Origin of the sequence: Limnohabitans planktonicus II-D5, assembly GCF_001270065.2 — a bacterium.
GTDB classification, from domain to species: domain Bacteria; phylum Pseudomonadota; class Gammaproteobacteria; order Burkholderiales; family Burkholderiaceae_C; genus Limnohabitans_A; species Limnohabitans_A planktonicus.
The window spans coordinates 19,045-32,938 of sequence record NZ_LFYT02000011.1 but is presented as its reverse complement, the minus strand read 5'-3'; the positions used below and the strand labels follow the sequence as shown (position 1 = coordinate 32,938).

The 13,894-nt window shown below is 59.0% G+C and carries 13 protein-coding genes; 8 read left to right on the top strand and 5 right to left on the bottom strand.

The window, feature by feature from the left end:
- Positions 1-519 precede the first annotated feature (519 nt).
- Positions 520-1,251, bottom strand: a complete 732-nt coding sequence (locus H663_RS30625) for a helix-turn-helix domain-containing protein (RefSeq protein ID WP_053172588.1) — start codon at positions 1,249-1,251, stop codon at positions 520-522.
- A complete protein-coding gene (locus H663_RS41320) occupies positions 1,248-1,460 on the bottom strand; it encodes a hypothetical protein (RefSeq protein ID WP_133240005.1) in 213 nt (70 codons plus the stop codon). Before H663_RS41320 ends, H663_RS30625 begins: the two co-directional genes overlap by 4 nt.
- Here H663_RS41320 and H663_RS30620 point away from each other — a divergent pair.
- On the top strand, positions 1,459-2,259 hold the full coding sequence (locus H663_RS30620) for a hypothetical protein (protein ID WP_133240004.1): 801 nt from the start codon (positions 1,459-1,461) through the stop codon (positions 2,257-2,259). The two genes, H663_RS41320 and H663_RS30620, sit on opposite strands and share 2 nt — an antisense overlap.
- Positions 2,260-2,433: 174 nt before the next feature.
- Here the strand turns inward: H663_RS30620 and H663_RS30615 are convergent, their stop codons facing one another.
- Both H663_RS30615 and H663_RS30610 read right to left on the bottom strand, forming a co-directional pair.
- Positions 2,434-3,186, bottom strand: coding sequence for a sulfite exporter TauE/SafE family protein (locus tag H663_RS30615; RefSeq protein WP_053176688.1), 753 nt, complete (start codon positions 3,184-3,186; stop codon positions 2,434-2,436).
- A gap of 5 nt (positions 3,187-3,191) precedes the next feature.
- A complete protein-coding gene (locus H663_RS30610; protein WP_053173707.1) occupies positions 3,192-3,686 on the bottom strand; it encodes an NUDIX hydrolase in 495 nt (164 codons plus the stop codon).
- Between the two features lie 143 nt (positions 3,687-3,829).
- Here H663_RS30610 and H663_RS30605 point away from each other — a divergent pair, with 143 nt between their 5' ends.
- The 5 genes from H663_RS30605 to H663_RS30585 all read left to right on the top strand — a co-directional run bounded on the left by H663_RS30605 (position 3,830) and on the right by H663_RS30585 (position 10,761).
- Positions 3,830-5,401, top strand: a complete 1,572-nt coding sequence (locus H663_RS30605) for a Re/Si-specific NAD(P)(+) transhydrogenase subunit alpha (protein WP_053173709.1) — start codon at positions 3,830-3,832, stop codon at positions 5,399-5,401.
- A 57-nt stretch (positions 5,402-5,458) separates the two neighbouring features.
- On the top strand, positions 5,459-6,877 hold the full coding sequence (gene pntB / locus H663_RS30600) for a Re/Si-specific NAD(P)(+) transhydrogenase subunit beta (RefSeq protein WP_053173710.1): 1,419 nt from the start codon (positions 5,459-5,461) through the stop codon (positions 6,875-6,877).
- A 361-nt stretch (positions 6,878-7,238) separates the two neighbouring features.
- Entirely contained in the window at positions 7,239-8,129 is an 891-nt protein-coding gene (locus tag H663_RS30595; RefSeq protein WP_053173712.1) for a CPBP family intramembrane glutamic endopeptidase, read from the top strand.
- A 78-nt stretch (positions 8,130-8,207) separates the two neighbouring features.
- Positions 8,208-9,890: a long-chain-fatty-acid--CoA ligase gene (locus tag H663_RS30590; protein WP_053173713.1), complete on the top strand. Its 1,683-nt coding sequence runs from the start codon at positions 8,208-8,210 to the stop codon at positions 9,888-9,890.
- A gap of 109 nt (positions 9,891-9,999) precedes the next feature.
- Positions 10,000-10,761: a 5'-methylthioadenosine/adenosylhomocysteine nucleosidase gene (locus tag H663_RS30585; RefSeq protein ID WP_053173715.1), complete on the top strand. Its 762-nt coding sequence runs from the start codon at positions 10,000-10,002 to the stop codon at positions 10,759-10,761.
- A 7-nt stretch (positions 10,762-10,768) separates the two neighbouring features.
- Here H663_RS30585 and corA read toward each other — a convergent pair whose 3' ends face one another.
- Positions 10,769-11,755: a magnesium/cobalt transporter CorA gene (corA, locus tag H663_RS30580; RefSeq protein WP_053173717.1), complete on the bottom strand. Its 987-nt coding sequence runs from the start codon at positions 11,753-11,755 to the stop codon at positions 10,769-10,771.
- 233 nt (positions 11,756-11,988) lie between these two features.
- Here corA and H663_RS30575 point away from each other — a divergent pair, with 233 nt between their 5' ends.
- The gene (locus H663_RS30575) at positions 11,989-13,212 is read left to right on the top strand and encodes an MFS transporter (protein ID WP_053173719.1); all 1,224 of its coding nucleotides are present in this window, start codon (positions 11,989-11,991) and stop codon (positions 13,210-13,212) included.
- 194 nt (positions 13,213-13,406) lie between these two features.
- Complete coding sequence (hpf, locus tag H663_RS30570; RefSeq protein WP_053173721.1) at positions 13,407-13,736, top strand: ribosome hibernation-promoting factor, HPF/YfiA family; 330 nt, start codon at positions 13,407-13,409, stop codon at positions 13,734-13,736.
- The last annotated feature ends 158 nt before the right edge of the window (positions 13,737-13,894 follow it).

Below are 13,894 nucleotides of genomic sequence, written 5' to 3'. Positions count from 1 at the left end.
CCCACAACGCTGGCCTGGACATGAGCCGCTGGCACGCCAACGTCGGGGTCTTCGACCACCGACCTACAAAAACAGCTGCACTGTAGGTCGGCACTCGCAGAGTCCGACATCTCCTCGATCAGCCACAACGCTTGCCTGGGCACGAGCCGCTGGCACGCCAACGTCGGGGTCTTCCACCACCGACCTACAAAAACAGCTGCACTGTAGGTCGGCACTCGAAGAGTCCGACAACTCCCTGATCACCCACACCGCTTGCTGGGCATGAGCCGCTGGCACGCCAACGTCGGGGTCTTCGACCACCGACCTACAAAAACAGCTGCACTGTAGGTCGGCACTCGAAGAGTCCGACAACTCCCCGATCACCCACACCGCTGGCCTGGGCATGAGCCGCTGGCACGCCAACGTCGGGGTCTTCGACCGCCGACCTACAAACCACGCCAACGTCGGGGTCTTCGACCGCCGACCTACAAAAACAGCTGCACTGTAGGTCGGCACTCGAAGAGTCCGACAGCGGATGGTTCAGCGCCGCAGCGCATGAAAAGCTTCAAATTCCCAGCGGCGCATGGCCAGCAGCAGGGTGTAGCCTTCGCGGTGTTCGGTGGCCAGCTTCTGGTCGGACTGGTGTTGCATGGCAAAGTCTTGCGCCACCCGTTGCAGGCGTTCCAGAAAAGACGGCGCCAAGGCCCGGCTGATGGTGCCGTGCACCAACAAGAGCCCTTCGCCTTGTGCATCAAAACCCCCTGAAAAATAGTCCAGCAGAGCGTGTTCGCGGAAATACTGCATCACCGGGCCATGGGGGCGCCAGCGAAAGGTTTTGGCCAATTGCAGGCGGTAACGGTTGAGCGGGCGCAATTCGATGATGCCAATCCGGTCCAGCTGCGCCAGGCAGCGGATGCAGTCGGCATCGCTGAGCTGGTAGTAGGCGGTGATCTGCTCCAGGGACCACTGGCTGAGCACGCAAATGGCCACCAGCATCAGCTTTTTGTCGGCCACCACGGCCCGCTCTTGCTCTTGGCTCAGTTGGCTCAGCAGGGGCTGCGCATCTGCCACGCGCCGGGCCAGTTCTGCAAAGTCCAGCTTCAAGGCCCGGCAGACCTCATCGACGCGGGACAGCGACATGTCCGCCTTGGCCAGCATGCGCTTGACGCTGGACTCGGCCATGCCCAGGGCGACGGCCAAGTCGGCATAGGTCATGCCGGTGGCTTTGAGTTCTTGCTTGATGGCTTTGACCAAATCGGCGGTGGTGCTCATGGGTACTGAAATTTGATACTGGATGAACCTGGACCTTGAACTTTAATCAATAAATCACCACTTTCGGGGCATGCGACCGTGAAACTTCCGCACATGTTTGTTGTGCCTGGAGGCTTTGCGATGTCTTTTTTTACTTTTTCAACAACTTCAACAGTCTGGCCGGCGGCGTCTGACGATGCCGCCGTTGGTGTCGGGATCAAGGTGCTCATGCTTTGGGCGATGCTGTGGTGCTTGAGCCTGTTCATCGACCCGCAGTGGCTGGCCTCGCTGGGCGTGTCCTTGAACGCCCACGGACACACCCACTTGCATGCCCATGGACACCCGTTTGTCGATGCGCGCAGCTGGTGGGGCATTCCCAACACCCTGGATGTGCTGAGCAATTGGCCGATGTTGTGGGTGGGGGCGTGGGGCGTCTGGCGCATTCACCTCACAGTGCCCCGCACGTCGCTGGCCAGAAGGCCCGCCATGCTGGCGTTTGCGGGTCTGGTGCTGACCTGGGCGGGGTCTACGGTGTACCACTGGCATCCCGTGCCTGCGACACTGGTGCTGGACCGCCTGGGCATGGCCGTGACCTTTGCCGGGGTGCTGGGCTGGGCCGCGGCCGATCGCTTGCAAGTGGTTTGGGCCACGCGCTTTGCTCTGGGTGTCATGGTGGCCGGTGGCGTGTCTGCTGCTTTGCCTGTGTGGGGCGGCCATGTCATGCCTTGGGCGGTTTTGCAGTTTGGCGGCCTGGCGCTGGTGGTGGCGCATGCGGCTTTGTCGCTGCGTGAGGGGTCTGGTCGGTGGACCTTCAAGTCGCCCTGGCTGGCGCTGGTGGGCTTTTATGTGTTGGCCAAGTGGGTGGAGATGCAAGATGAGCAGATCTTCCTGTGGACCCATCAGCTGATTGCCGGGCACACGCTCAAACACCTGGCTGCTGCCTGTGCGCTGATCCCTTTGGCGGTGTCGCTGGCAGGCTACGGCAAAATGCCCGGCCAACAGGCGTTCACCAGAAACGCCATCTATTGATTCGGCCCTGTGAAGTTTTCAATGCTCAAAGATGTTGTAGGTCGGCGGTCGAAGACCCCGACAGAGGCCTGTGCCCAAACCCATCATGTCGGACTCTGTTAGTACCGACCTACGAGATGACACCTATCACACATTTCAAACTTCAGCGTGGCGGATCAACAGTCTGGCGCCGAATCAAGCGGGCAGGCGGCTGAAAAACACCGCGCTCATCACCAGGCCGGTGCCGATCACCAGCCATCTGACCCATTGCACCGGCAGGCGTTTGGCCAGGCGCGCACCTGCCCAGCCGCCAAGGGTGGCCAGCGCCATCATCCACACCGCTTGCGGCCAAACAATGGCCCCCGCCACCGCAAAGGCAGCCACCGACAGCAGCGACAGCACAAAGGAGTTGAGGTTTTTGAGCGCGTTGACCGTGTTCAGGCGCTGTTCGCCCGTCAAGGTGTAAAGCGCCATGAGCAAGATGCCCAGACCGCCATTGAAGTAACCGCCATAAATGGCCACCCCCAGCAGGCTCGGCAACCGCCATGCGGGGTGACCCTGTCCCTGGTTGCGCTTTGCAAGCCATGGGCCTGCTGCAAACAGCAGTGTGGCCAACAGCAGCAGCCAAGGCACCAGACCCGAAAACAGGCGCGCAGGGGTGACCAGCAACAAGCCAGCACCCATCAGGCCACCTAAGGCGGCCACGGCAACTTCGCGCTGCACAGTGCTGCGGGGAAGGGCCTGAATTTCTGCTCGAAAGCCCAAGGTGCTGCCCAGGTAGCCGGGGCTCACGGCCATGGCGCTGGTGGCATTGGCCGCCAGGGGCGGCACACCCGCAAACACCAGGGCTGGAAAGGTCAGAAAACTTCCGCCACCGGCGATGGCATTGAGCACCCCGGCACCCAAAGCGGCGGCACCTGTGATCAGCCAGAGGGGGTCAAAAATCATGGTGTTCATCCCATCAAGTTGGGCAGTCCAGCGACAGCGTCGTCTGTGTAGATCAGGGCCAAGGGGTAGCGCTGCCCTGCCAGATGGTCTTCGATGCAGCGCAAAACCAGTGGGCTGCGGTGTCGCGCTGCACTGTCTCGGATTTCCTCGGGGGTCATCCAGAGGGTGCGCACGATGCCGCTGTCCAGGGGTCTGTCGGCTTGCATGTCGCCAATGGAGCCACAAAAGGCCATCCTCAAGTACGTGATGTCTTCGCCGGTGGCCGGACGCTGAAAGCGCGAAAGGTAAACCCCCACCAGGGCCGTAGGGGTGAAGGGGTGAGCGGTTTCTTCCAGGGCCTCGCGGGCGCAGCCTTCGGCGGGTGATTCACCCGGGTCCAGGTGCCCCGCAGGGTTGTTCAGGCGCAAGCCTTCCTGGGTGTGTTCTTCAATCAGCAGGTAGCGGCCATCACGCTCGATGATGGCGGCGACGGTGACATTGGGTTTCCAGCGTGTGTCCATGGGATGATTATCGTTTTGAACATATCAGGGTATGCCCGGGGTAGTCAGGGGGAGGGTGCTCTGACTTTCGGTTTATATTGTCTGGTTGACTTGTGCTTCACCATGAGCAGGTCCAGCGGTTTCATTATTTCAGGAGATAAACCATGCGCATAGGCGTGCCGAAAGAGATATACCCCGGTGAAAAACGTGTGGCCACTGTGCCCGATGTGGTGACCAAACTGGTCAAACTTGGCTTTGATGTGGCGGTGGAAGGTGGTGCTGGTGAGCTGGCTGATCTGTCTGACGACGCATACGTCGAAGCCGGTGCCACCATTGCACCCAACGCCGCTGCGCTATGGAGCGGCAGTGACATCGTTTTCAAGGTGCGTGCCCCCACTGCCGATGAAGTGGCTTTGATGCACGAAGGCCAGACCTTGATCGGCTTTCTGTGGCCCGCCCAAAACCCCGATTTGATGCAGCAGCTCGCGGCCAAAAAGGTCACGGCGCTGTCGATTGACGCGCTGCCCCGCACGCTCAGCCGCGCCCAGAAGATGGACGCCCTGACCTCGATGGCCGGTGTCAGCGGTTACCGCGCTGTGGTCGAAGCGGCCAACGCCTTTGGCCGTTTCTTCAACGGCCAGATCACGGCTGCGGGCAAAGTGCCCCCCGCCAAAGTGTTCATCGCCGGTGCCGGTGTGGCAGGACTCGCCGCCATTGGCGCGGCCGCCAGTTTGGGGGCCATTGTGCGCGCCAACGACACCCGCGCCGAAGTGGCCGATCAGGTTGTGTCGCTGGGTGGTGAGTTCGTCAAGGTGGACTACGAAGAAGAAGGCTCGGGCGGCGGCGGTTACGCCAAGGTCATGAGCGAAGGCTTCCAGGCCGCGCAGCGCGAGATGTACGCCAAACAAGCCAAAGAGTGCGACATCATCATCACCACCGCGCTGATTCCCGGCAAGCCCGCACCCAAGCTGATCACCGCCGAGATGGTGCAAAGCATGAAGCCCGGCAGCGTGATCGTGGACATGGCCGCAGAGCAAGGCGGCAACTGCGAACTGACTGAGCCCGGCAAAGCCGTGGTCAAGCACGGCGTGACCATCGTCGGTTACACCGATCTGGCCTCGCGCATGGCGCGCCAGTCGTCCACGCTGTACGGCACCAATTTGTTCCGCCTGACCGAAGAGCTGTGCAAGACCAAAGACGGCGTGATCAACGTCAACATGGAAGACGATGCGATTCGCGGCCTGACGGTCATCAAGGACGGTGAAATCACCTGGCCTGCGCCGCCATTGGTGGTGGCTCCCAAGCCTGCACCCAAGCCCGCTGCCGCACCTGCCGCCAAAAAAGGCCACGGCCATGGCGAGCCATCGGGCCCCATGCCCGTGGGCCAGTTGCTCATCGTGTCGGCGGTCGCCGCTGTGCTGCTGGTGCTGGTGGGCGCGTATGCGCCAGCGGCCTTCCTGTCGCACTTCACGGTGTTTGTGTTGGCCTGCTTTGTGGGCTACATGGTGGTCTGGAACGTCAAGCCCGCTTTGCACACCCCGCTCATGAGCGTGACCAACGCGATCAGCTCCATCATCGCCATCGGTGCACTGGTGCAGATTTCGCCTTTGGCTGCGGCCGGACGGCCCAACACGCTGATTGGCATTTTGGCCGCATTGGCGCTGGTGCTCACGGCCATCAACATGTTTGGCGGCTTTGCTGTCACCCAGCGCATGCTGGCGATGTTTCGCAAGTAATGACTTCGGGGACAGATCTTTAGCTCTGTACCCGACCGATTGATAAAAGAGACCCTTATGAACTCAAGCTTGGCCACGGTCGCCTACATCGGCGCGACCATTCTTTTCATTCTCAGCCTGGGCGGTTTGTCCAACCAGGAAACCGCACGGCGCGGCAACCTCTACGGCATGATCGGCATGAGCCTGGCCGTGCTGGCCACCATCTTTGGCCCGCAAGTCACGGCCGAGGGCATTCCCATGATCGTGGGTGCCATGCTGGTGGGCGCGATCATCGGTTTGTACGCTGCGCGCAAAGTGCAGATGACGCAAATGCCCGAGCTGGTGGCGCTCATGCACAGCATGGTCGGCATGGCGGCGGCGCTGGTCGGTTACGCCACCTATGTGGACCCCGAAGCTTCCAAGAATTTGGACAGCGCAGCGCACGCTATCCACGCGGGTGAAATCTACATCGGCATCTTCATCGGCGCGGTGACTTTCTCGGGTTCGGTGGCTGCGTTTGGCAAGTTGTCTGGCCGCATCGGCGGCAGCCCCTTGCTGCTGCCCGCCCGCCACTGGCTCAATCTGGTGGGTTTGATTGCGGTCATTTACTTTGGCCGTGAGTTCATGAACGCCCACACCGTGCAAGACGGCATGGTGCCCTTGATCATCATGACCATCATCGCTTTGCTGTTTGGTATCCACATGGTCATGGCCATTGGCGGCGCGGACATGCCGGTGGTGGTGTCCATGCTCAACAGCTATTCGGGCTGGGCCGCAGCGGCCACGGGCTTCATGCTCTCCAATGACTTGTTGATCGTGATCGGTGCCTTGGTGGGCTCCAGTGGTGCGATTTTGTCGTACATCATGTGCAACGCCATGAACCGCAGCTTCATCAGCGTGATCGCCGGGGGCTTTGGCACCACGGCGGCTGCGCCCAAGCCCACGGGCGAAGCGGCCGAGCCGCAAGGTGAAGTCAGCCCCATCTTGGCCGCTGAGACCGCCGAAATGTTGCGCGACGCCAAGAACGTGATTGTGGTGCCCGGCTACGGCATGGCGGTGGCCCAAGCCCAGCACACGGTGTTTGAAATCACCAAGACACTGCGTGAAAAAGGCGTGAACGTGCGCTTTGGCATCCACCCCGTAGCGGGCCGCATGCCCGGCCACATGAACGTCTTGCTGGCCGAGGCCAAAGTGCCTTACGACATCGTGTTCGAGATGGACGAACTCAACGACGACTTTCCGGACACCGATGTGGCCATTGTGATCGGTGCCAACGACATCGTGAACCCGGCCGCCCAAGACGACCCGACCAGCCCGATCGCTGGCATGCCGGTGCTCGAAGTCTGGAAGGCCCGCACCAGCATCGTCATGAAGCGCTCCATGGCCAGCGGCTACGCGGGGGTGGACAATCCGCTTTTTTACAAAGAGAACAACCGCATGCTGTTTGGTGATGCCAAGAAGATGCTGGATGAAGTGCTGATGGCTTTGAAGGCTTGACACATCCGCTGTACGCATTAAAGGGGCCATCTGGCCCCTTTTTTTGGGCCTATGGATCCGGCACGCTGAAGTTTGAAAGGTGTGAGACATGTCATCTCGCAGGTCGTTACTCGCAGAGTCCGACAACATGGGTTTCGTCACAGGCCCATGTCGGGGTCTTCGACCGCCGACCCTATCAACACTTTTGAGCATTGAAAACTTCACAGGGCCGAAACAACAATGATTGAAAAACGGGGTGTCACTCGTTTGTCTGATCAGGTTATTCAATGTTTTTGTGTATTTTCAGAATCATAAAATTGACGGATGTTGACGCGGACTGCCGCGTCGCCTTTGAATGACTTTTTGTATGGATACCTGATTCATGGTTCATCACCCTGTGACGCTACGTGCTTCAGCCGCCGCTTTCTTTTCGTTAACCGACAGTGGGCTCAACGGGAGGTGGCGTTACACCTTGGGTGTGTTTCTCATCACCATGGTGTGGCTGCTGGGTGGTGGCCTGGTGTATTGGGTGGTCGGTAGCCTGCCCTTGGGGACTGCGCGTGAATATTTGGCACTCAACGCGAGCCTGATGATGCTGTTGTTGGGGGTACTGATTGTTCATGTTTTTTTGCACCGAAGACCCTTGCGCACATTGGTCACCACCCGCAAGGCAATCTCTTGGAGCAGGATGTTTCAAGGCGGTGCCGTTTGGGGTGCAATCCTGCTCACAGGGGTGTTGCTTGAAAGTGCGCTGTACCCCGCGCGTTATGTTTGGAGTTTTGAGTTTCAACGTTGGGTTCTTTTTCTGGTGCTGGCACTGCTGCTCACGCCGCTGCAGTGTGCAGCGGAGGAGTTGTTTTTCAGGGGGTATTTTTTGCAAGCCATGGGGCGCATCTTTCGCAAACCTGTTGTCCCAGCTGTGCTCAGTGGGATAGTCTTTGCAATTCCACACTTGTTGAATCCTGAAGCCGTCGTGCATGGCATGGGCATCATGGCAATCACTTATTTCGTCATGGGTTTGTTGCTTGCGCTGGTGGCCCTGCGAGATGCTGGTCTTGAACTTTCCATAGGGCTGCACACAGCCAATAACTTTTTTCTTGTCGTGTGCTTTGGCTACGAAGACTCGTCTTTGCCCGCCTCTGCCTTCTTCACTTCAGTGACCTACGATCCGGTCTTTTCTTTGGCGTCCGTTGCGGTGGGTGGCTTGATTTTTTATGCATGGTTCTTTCGCCGTGCAAAGGACGACGCCCATTGGACGCAGTCATTGGAATGAGTACTCGGGAAATCCAGTATTTTCGAGAGTCAGTTTGTCGTCAGTTGTGGGTTAGACTGACTCTCAGGAGAACCCTATATGAACCTGAATCCCGTTTGGTTGAACAGTTACCCCGAAGGCGTCCCGGCCGACATTGATCCGACCCAATACAACTCCCTGGTCGGTTTGATGGATGAGAGTTTTTCAAAATTTGCAGACCGCGCAGCCTACAGTTTCATGGGTAAAGATTTCAGCTTTGCCCAGGTCGACCAAGAAAGCTTAGGCCTGGCCGCTTATTTGCAGTCTCTGGGTTTGATCAAAGGTGACCGCGTCGCCATCATGATGCCCAATGTGCCCCAGTATCCGATGGCTGTGGCAGCCATCTTGCGGGCCGGTTTGGTGGTGGTCAACGTCAACCCCCTGTACACCGCCCGCGAACTGGAGCACCAGCTCAAGGACTCCGGTGCCAAGGCGATTGTGATCATCGAAAACTTTGCTGCAACACTGGAAAAATGCATCGCCCAAACCCCAGTGCAGCATGTGGTGCTGGCTTCCATGGGCGATCGTTTGGGCCTGCTCAAAGGCAGCCTGGTCAACTACGTGGTCCGCAATGTCAAGAAGATGGTGCCAAGCTTCAACTTGCCCCAAGCCGTCAGATTCAATGATGCAACGAGTCAAGGTCGTCAGCAGGCTTTTCGCAAGCCCGATTTGTCGCCTGACGACATCGCTGTGTTGCAGTACACCGGCGGCACCACGGGCGTGTCCAAGGGGGCCGTGCTCCTGCACCGCAACGTGATTGCCAACGTGCTGCAGTCTGAGGCCTGGAACGAGCCCGTCATGAAGCGCATTCCGGCCGGGCAGCAGGCCACCTCGGTGTGCGCTTTGCCGCTGTACCACATCTTCGCTTTCACGGTGAACATGATGCTGGGTTTGCGCATGGGGGGCAAAACCATACTGATCCCTAATCCGCGCGACTTGCCAGCGGTCCTCAAAGAGCTGTCCACGCACACTTTCCACAGCTTTCCGGCCGTGAACACCTTGTTCAACGGACTGGCCAATCACCCGGATTTCGGCACGGTCGATTGGTCCAACCTGAAAGTGTCATTGGGCGGGGGTACGGCTGTGACGCCGAGCGTGGCCAAGCTCTGGCTGGAGAAAACAGGTTGCCCGATTTGCGAAGGCTACGGTTTGTCCGAAACCAGCCCATCGGCCAGCTGTAACCCAACGACCAGCACCGAGTTCACCGGCACGATTGGTGTGCCCATTCCCGGCACCTGGATGAAGTTGCTCGACGACGATGGTCAGGAAGTGACCGCTCTGGGGATGCCTGGCGAGATCGCCATCAAAGGCCCTCAGGTCATGGCGGGTTACTGGCAGCGTCCAGACGAGACCGCCAAGGTCATGACAGCCGATGGTTATTTCAAGTCGGGCGATGTGGGCACCATGGATGAGCGCGGCTTCTTCAAGATTGTTGACCGCAAGAAAGACATGATTTTGGTCAGTGGCTTCAACGTCTACCCCAATGAGGTCGAGGAAGTTGCTTCGGCTTGCCCAGGCGTGCTCGAATGCGCGGCCATCGGGGTGCCCGACGAAAAAACCGGTGAGACCGTGAAGTTGGTGGTGGTCAAGAAAGACCCAGCTTTGACCGCTGAGCAAATCATGGCCTATTGCCGAGAGAACATGACCGCTTACAAACAGCCTCGCGTGATCGAGTTCCGCTCCGAGTTGCCCAAAACGCCTGTGGGCAAAATCTTGCGGCGTGAGTTGCGCAATAAAGCTTGAAGTTGAACTGCCCCGGGATGTGCCGGGGCTGAGTTTGGCGGCCGCAGGTTCTCTTGTGGCCGTTTTCATTTTGACGCCTGTTTGTGATGCACAGAACAAAGGATGATCCATGGCGGTGATCGGCATCATGAGTGCCCTGCACGAAGAGCTGGCCGCTGTGCTGGCCGATATGCCCGATGAGCAGCGGGTGGTGGTGGCGGGGCGCGACTTTTGGGTGGGGCAATGGCAAGGTTATGCGGTCGTGGCGGTGCTCTCGCGCATCGGCAAAGTGGCCGCGGCCACCACCGCCACGGTGATGCTGGAGCGCTTTGGGGTGGATGCGCTGGTGTTCACCGGCGTGGCGGGTGGATTGGGTCCGGGGGTGAGCGTGGGCGATGTGGTGGTGGCCAGCGGCTTGGTTCAGCACGACATGGATGCCTCGCCACTGTTTCCCAGGCACGAGGTGCCACTGTATGGTCGGGCTCTTTTTGAGGCCGATGCCGCTTTGTCGGCCCAACTGGCCGAGGCCGCGCAGCAGGTGCTTCAGTCGGCTGAGTGGCATTTGGGCCCTGATACCTTGGCCCAGTTTCAACTGAGTTCGCCCAAGGTACACCAGGGCTTGATCGTCAGCGGTGACCGCTTTGTCTCGACCAACGCCGAAAGTCAGGCGCTTTGCCAAGCCTTGCCAGATGCGTTGGCGGTGGAGATGGAGGGCGCAGCGGTGGCTCAGGTGTGCTGGGACTATGGCGTGCCGTTTGCAGCTGTGCGCACCATATCGGACCGCGCAGATGACGCGGCGCACGCCGATTTCAATCGCTTCATCCGTGAGGTGGCCAGCCGCTACAGCCGTGCCATTTTGTCGCAGTGGTTGGCCAAGCGCCCACCCGTTTGAGAGGGCTTTACTTGAGCCAACCGCGCCTGCGGAAATACCACATGGGCACCACGGCGCTGGCGATCATCAAGACCAAAGCGTAGGGGTAGCCCCATTTTTGCGACAGCTCGGGCATGAACTGGAAGTTCATGCCGTACACGCTGGCGATCAGGGTGGGCGGCAGCAAGGCCACGCTGGCCACCGAGAAGATCTTGATGATTTTGTTCTGGTTGATGTTGATGAAACCAACGGTGGCGTCCATCAAGAAGTTGATCTTGTCGAACAAAAATGCGGTGTGCGAGTCCAGCGAGTCGATGTCGCGCATGATCTGCCGTGCGTCTTCAAACTGCTCGGCGTTCAGCATTTTGGAGCGCATCATGAAGCTCAGGGCGCGACGCGTGTCCATCACGTTGCGGCGGATGCGCCCGTTCATGTCTTCTTGTCTTGCAATCGCGCCCAGCACTTCGCTGGCCATGGCGTCCGTCACGTCACCGGAGAGCACGGTGTTGCCCACTTTTTCGAGTTGGTCGTATATGCCTTCGAGCGTGTCGGCCGAATATTCGGCGTCGGCGTCAAACAGCTTGAGCAGCACTTCCTTGGCGTCTTCGATCAGGCCGGGTGCCCGGCGTGCGCGCATGCGCAGCAGGCGAAACACCGGCACGTCCTCGTCGTGGATTGAAAAAAGCACGCCCTGGCTTTTCAGGTCGGCGTTGTGCTGGTTCAAGATGAAAGCACAGCGCACGGTGCGGGGCTCGTCATCGTCGGCGATCAAAAAGTCCGAGCGGATGTGCAACTCGCCGTTGTCCTCTTCGTAAAAGCGGGCCGATTCCTCAATGTCCTCGTCCATCGCATCTTCCGGGATCGACAGTCCGAAGTATTGTTTGATCCAGCGTTTTTCTTCAACGGTGGGCGACTCCAGGTCGACCCAGATGGGCTGGAAGCGGGAGAGTTCTTCGAGCGACTCGATCTCTTCTTGAAAGAGGCGGCCGTTGACGAGGGTGAAGATGTTGAGCATGGCGAATCCGAAAAATGGCCAGGTGCCAAAAGTTCAAAGGGGCGGCGAAGGTTTGCTGCAGCTTTCGAACGATGGGCGTTGGTGCTCAATGCGTTCGAAAGCTACCGACTCGGGGTAGTTTCCACGGTGGGGGTCTCCAAAAATGTGGTTTGATTATCGCACTGTGAGCAGGCGGTGTTTTCGCGTCTTGTCCTGAGGGTGTTAGATTCCCTCGATTGACCCAACACATTCCCATGACCGCATCATTAACACCTCGGCGAGAGCTTTGGCTCTTGCTGACCCTGGCCGGCATCCAGTTCACCCACATCCTTGATTTCATGATCATGATGCCTTTGGGGCCTCAGTTCACGGAGTTGTTTGGCATCAGCAACGCAGAATTTGGTCTGCTGGTATCGGCTTACACCTTGTCTGCGGGTGTGTCGGGGGTGGTGGCTGCCACCTATGTGGACAAATTCAGCCGCAAGCGCTTGTTGCTGAGCATGTACGCCCTGTTCGGCGTGGCCACTTTGGCCTGTGGTCTGGCACCAGATTATGGCTGGCTCATGGTGGCGCGTGTGGCTGCGGGGCTGTTTGGCGGGGTCTTGTCGGCTTTGTCCCAAACCATCGTGGCCGATGTGATCCCCTTTGAGCGGCGTGGCCGTGCCATGGGGGTGGTCATGACCTCGTTTTCCGTGTCCACGGTGGCAGGCGTGCCGCTGGGGCTGTTTTTGGCGGCGCACCTGAGCTGGCACGCACCTTTCTTCGGCATTGCGGCCTTGGTGGGGGTTTTGTGTTTTGCGGCCTGGCAAACGCTGCCGAACCTGGATGCGCATCTGCACCACCCGCAACGCACTTCGGTGTGGCGCAGCATTGGGCAGGTGCTGGCTGAGCCCAATCACCTCAAAGCCTTTGCCTTGTCGGCATTGATGATGTTTGCCGGCTTCACCGTCATTCCCTACATCACGATTTACCTGCAATCGAACTCGGGCATGCGGCCCGATCAGGTGCCCTGGGTCTATTTGCTGGGCGGGGTCGCGACCTTGTTGTCTTCGCGTTTTTTTGGCCGATTGACCGATCGCGCGGGCAAAGTGGTGGTGTTTCAACGCCTGGCCCTGGCTGTGGCGGTGCCCCTGATGGCCACCACCTTGTCTCAGGGATTGCCACTGGCGGGCTTGCTGGCTATTTCCACGCTGTTTTTCACCTTGATGAGTGGCCGCATGATTCCTGGCATGGCGCTGGTGTCTTCGGCAGTGGAGCCGCGCCTTCGGGGCACCTTCATGACCCTCAATTCAGCGGTTCAGTCGGCCGCCATGGGTTTGGCGGCGATGGTCTCGGGTCTGATCATTGGCAGAGATGCACAAGGGCAGTTGACCCATTACTGGGTGGCGGGGCTTTTGGGGGTGGTGGCCAGTGTGGCCTCGGTCTGGCTGGCCGGTCACATCCGTTTGCATGAGGCCAACAGCCCGGTCAGGGCCTGAATGTTTCAACACGCACGATAGCACTGAAATACCCGTTTGTGGTTAATGACGGACCGTTCTAGGGGGTTAACCGGGTGTGGATTGCTTTTCCAAGGGGGCGGGCGCATAGTGGGGCTGAATCACCCGCACAAGGTGGTTTCGGAGCCCTGCTTCAGTGGGGCTTTATCAACCCTGGTTCTTTGGAGGCGACGACTATGAATTTAACCATCAGCGGACACCATCTGGAAGTGACCCCTGCACTGCGTCAATACGTCACGGGGAAACTTGATCGAATCACCCGGCATTTCGATCAGGTGGTCGATGTCAAAGTGCTGCTGACCGTCGAGAAACTGAAGGAAAAAGAAAAGCGTCAACGTGCGGAATGCAATATCCACGTCAAAGGCAACGACCTGTTTGCCGAAAGTGCGCATGAAGACCTGTACGCCGCAGTGGACGAACTGGTCGATAAACTGGACCGGCAAGTGGTCAAGCACAAGGACCGCATCACCGATCACCACCACAGTGCCCCCAAGCGCATGATGTGATCCTCAAACTCCAAAACATGGATTCTGGGCCGCTTCAAGCGGCCCTTTTCATTGCCTCAGGTGTCCGTTTTCAAAGAGGGCCTCATCATTTTCCGGCCCTGATTGTGGCGGCTCGCCATGGCACTTTCAGCCGGGGCGTCGCGACAGGTGCATAATCC

Bases quoted from the DNA above. Each gene is read 5' to 3' on its own strand.
- H663_RS30625 (WP_053172588.1), bottom strand. From the start codon at position 1,251: ATGAGCACCACCGCCGATTTGGTCAAAGCCATCAAGCAAGAACTCAAA.
- H663_RS30620 (WP_133240004.1), top strand. From the start codon at position 1,459: ATGCTTTGGGCGATGCTGTGGTGCTTGAGCCTGTTCATCGACCCGCAG.
- H663_RS41320 (WP_133240005.1), bottom strand. From the start codon at position 1,460: ATGAGCACCTTGATCCCGACACCAACGGCGGCATCGTCAGACGCCGCC.
- H663_RS30615 (WP_053176688.1), bottom strand. From the start codon at position 3,186: ATGATTTTTGACCCCCTCTGGCTGATCACAGGTGCCGCCGCTTTGGGT.
- H663_RS30610 (WP_053173707.1), bottom strand. From the start codon at position 3,686: ATGGACACACGCTGGAAACCCAATGTCACCGTCGCCGCCATCATCGAG.
- H663_RS30605 (WP_053173709.1), top strand. From the start codon at position 3,830: ATGCGCATAGGCGTGCCGAAAGAGATATACCCCGGTGAAAAACGTGTG.
- pntB (WP_053173710.1), top strand. From the start codon at position 5,459: ATGAACTCAAGCTTGGCCACGGTCGCCTACATCGGCGCGACCATTCTT.
- H663_RS30595 (WP_053173712.1), top strand. From the start codon at position 7,239: ATGGTTCATCACCCTGTGACGCTACGTGCTTCAGCCGCCGCTTTCTTT.
- H663_RS30590 (WP_053173713.1), top strand. From the start codon at position 8,208: ATGAACCTGAATCCCGTTTGGTTGAACAGTTACCCCGAAGGCGTCCCG.
- H663_RS30585 (WP_053173715.1), top strand. From the start codon at position 10,000: ATGGCGGTGATCGGCATCATGAGTGCCCTGCACGAAGAGCTGGCCGCT.
- corA (WP_053173717.1), bottom strand. From the start codon at position 11,755: ATGCTCAACATCTTCACCCTCGTCAACGGCCGCCTCTTTCAAGAAGAG.
- H663_RS30575 (WP_053173719.1), top strand. From the start codon at position 11,989: ATGACCGCATCATTAACACCTCGGCGAGAGCTTTGGCTCTTGCTGACC.
- hpf (WP_053173721.1), top strand. From the start codon at position 13,407: ATGAATTTAACCATCAGCGGACACCATCTGGAAGTGACCCCTGCACTG.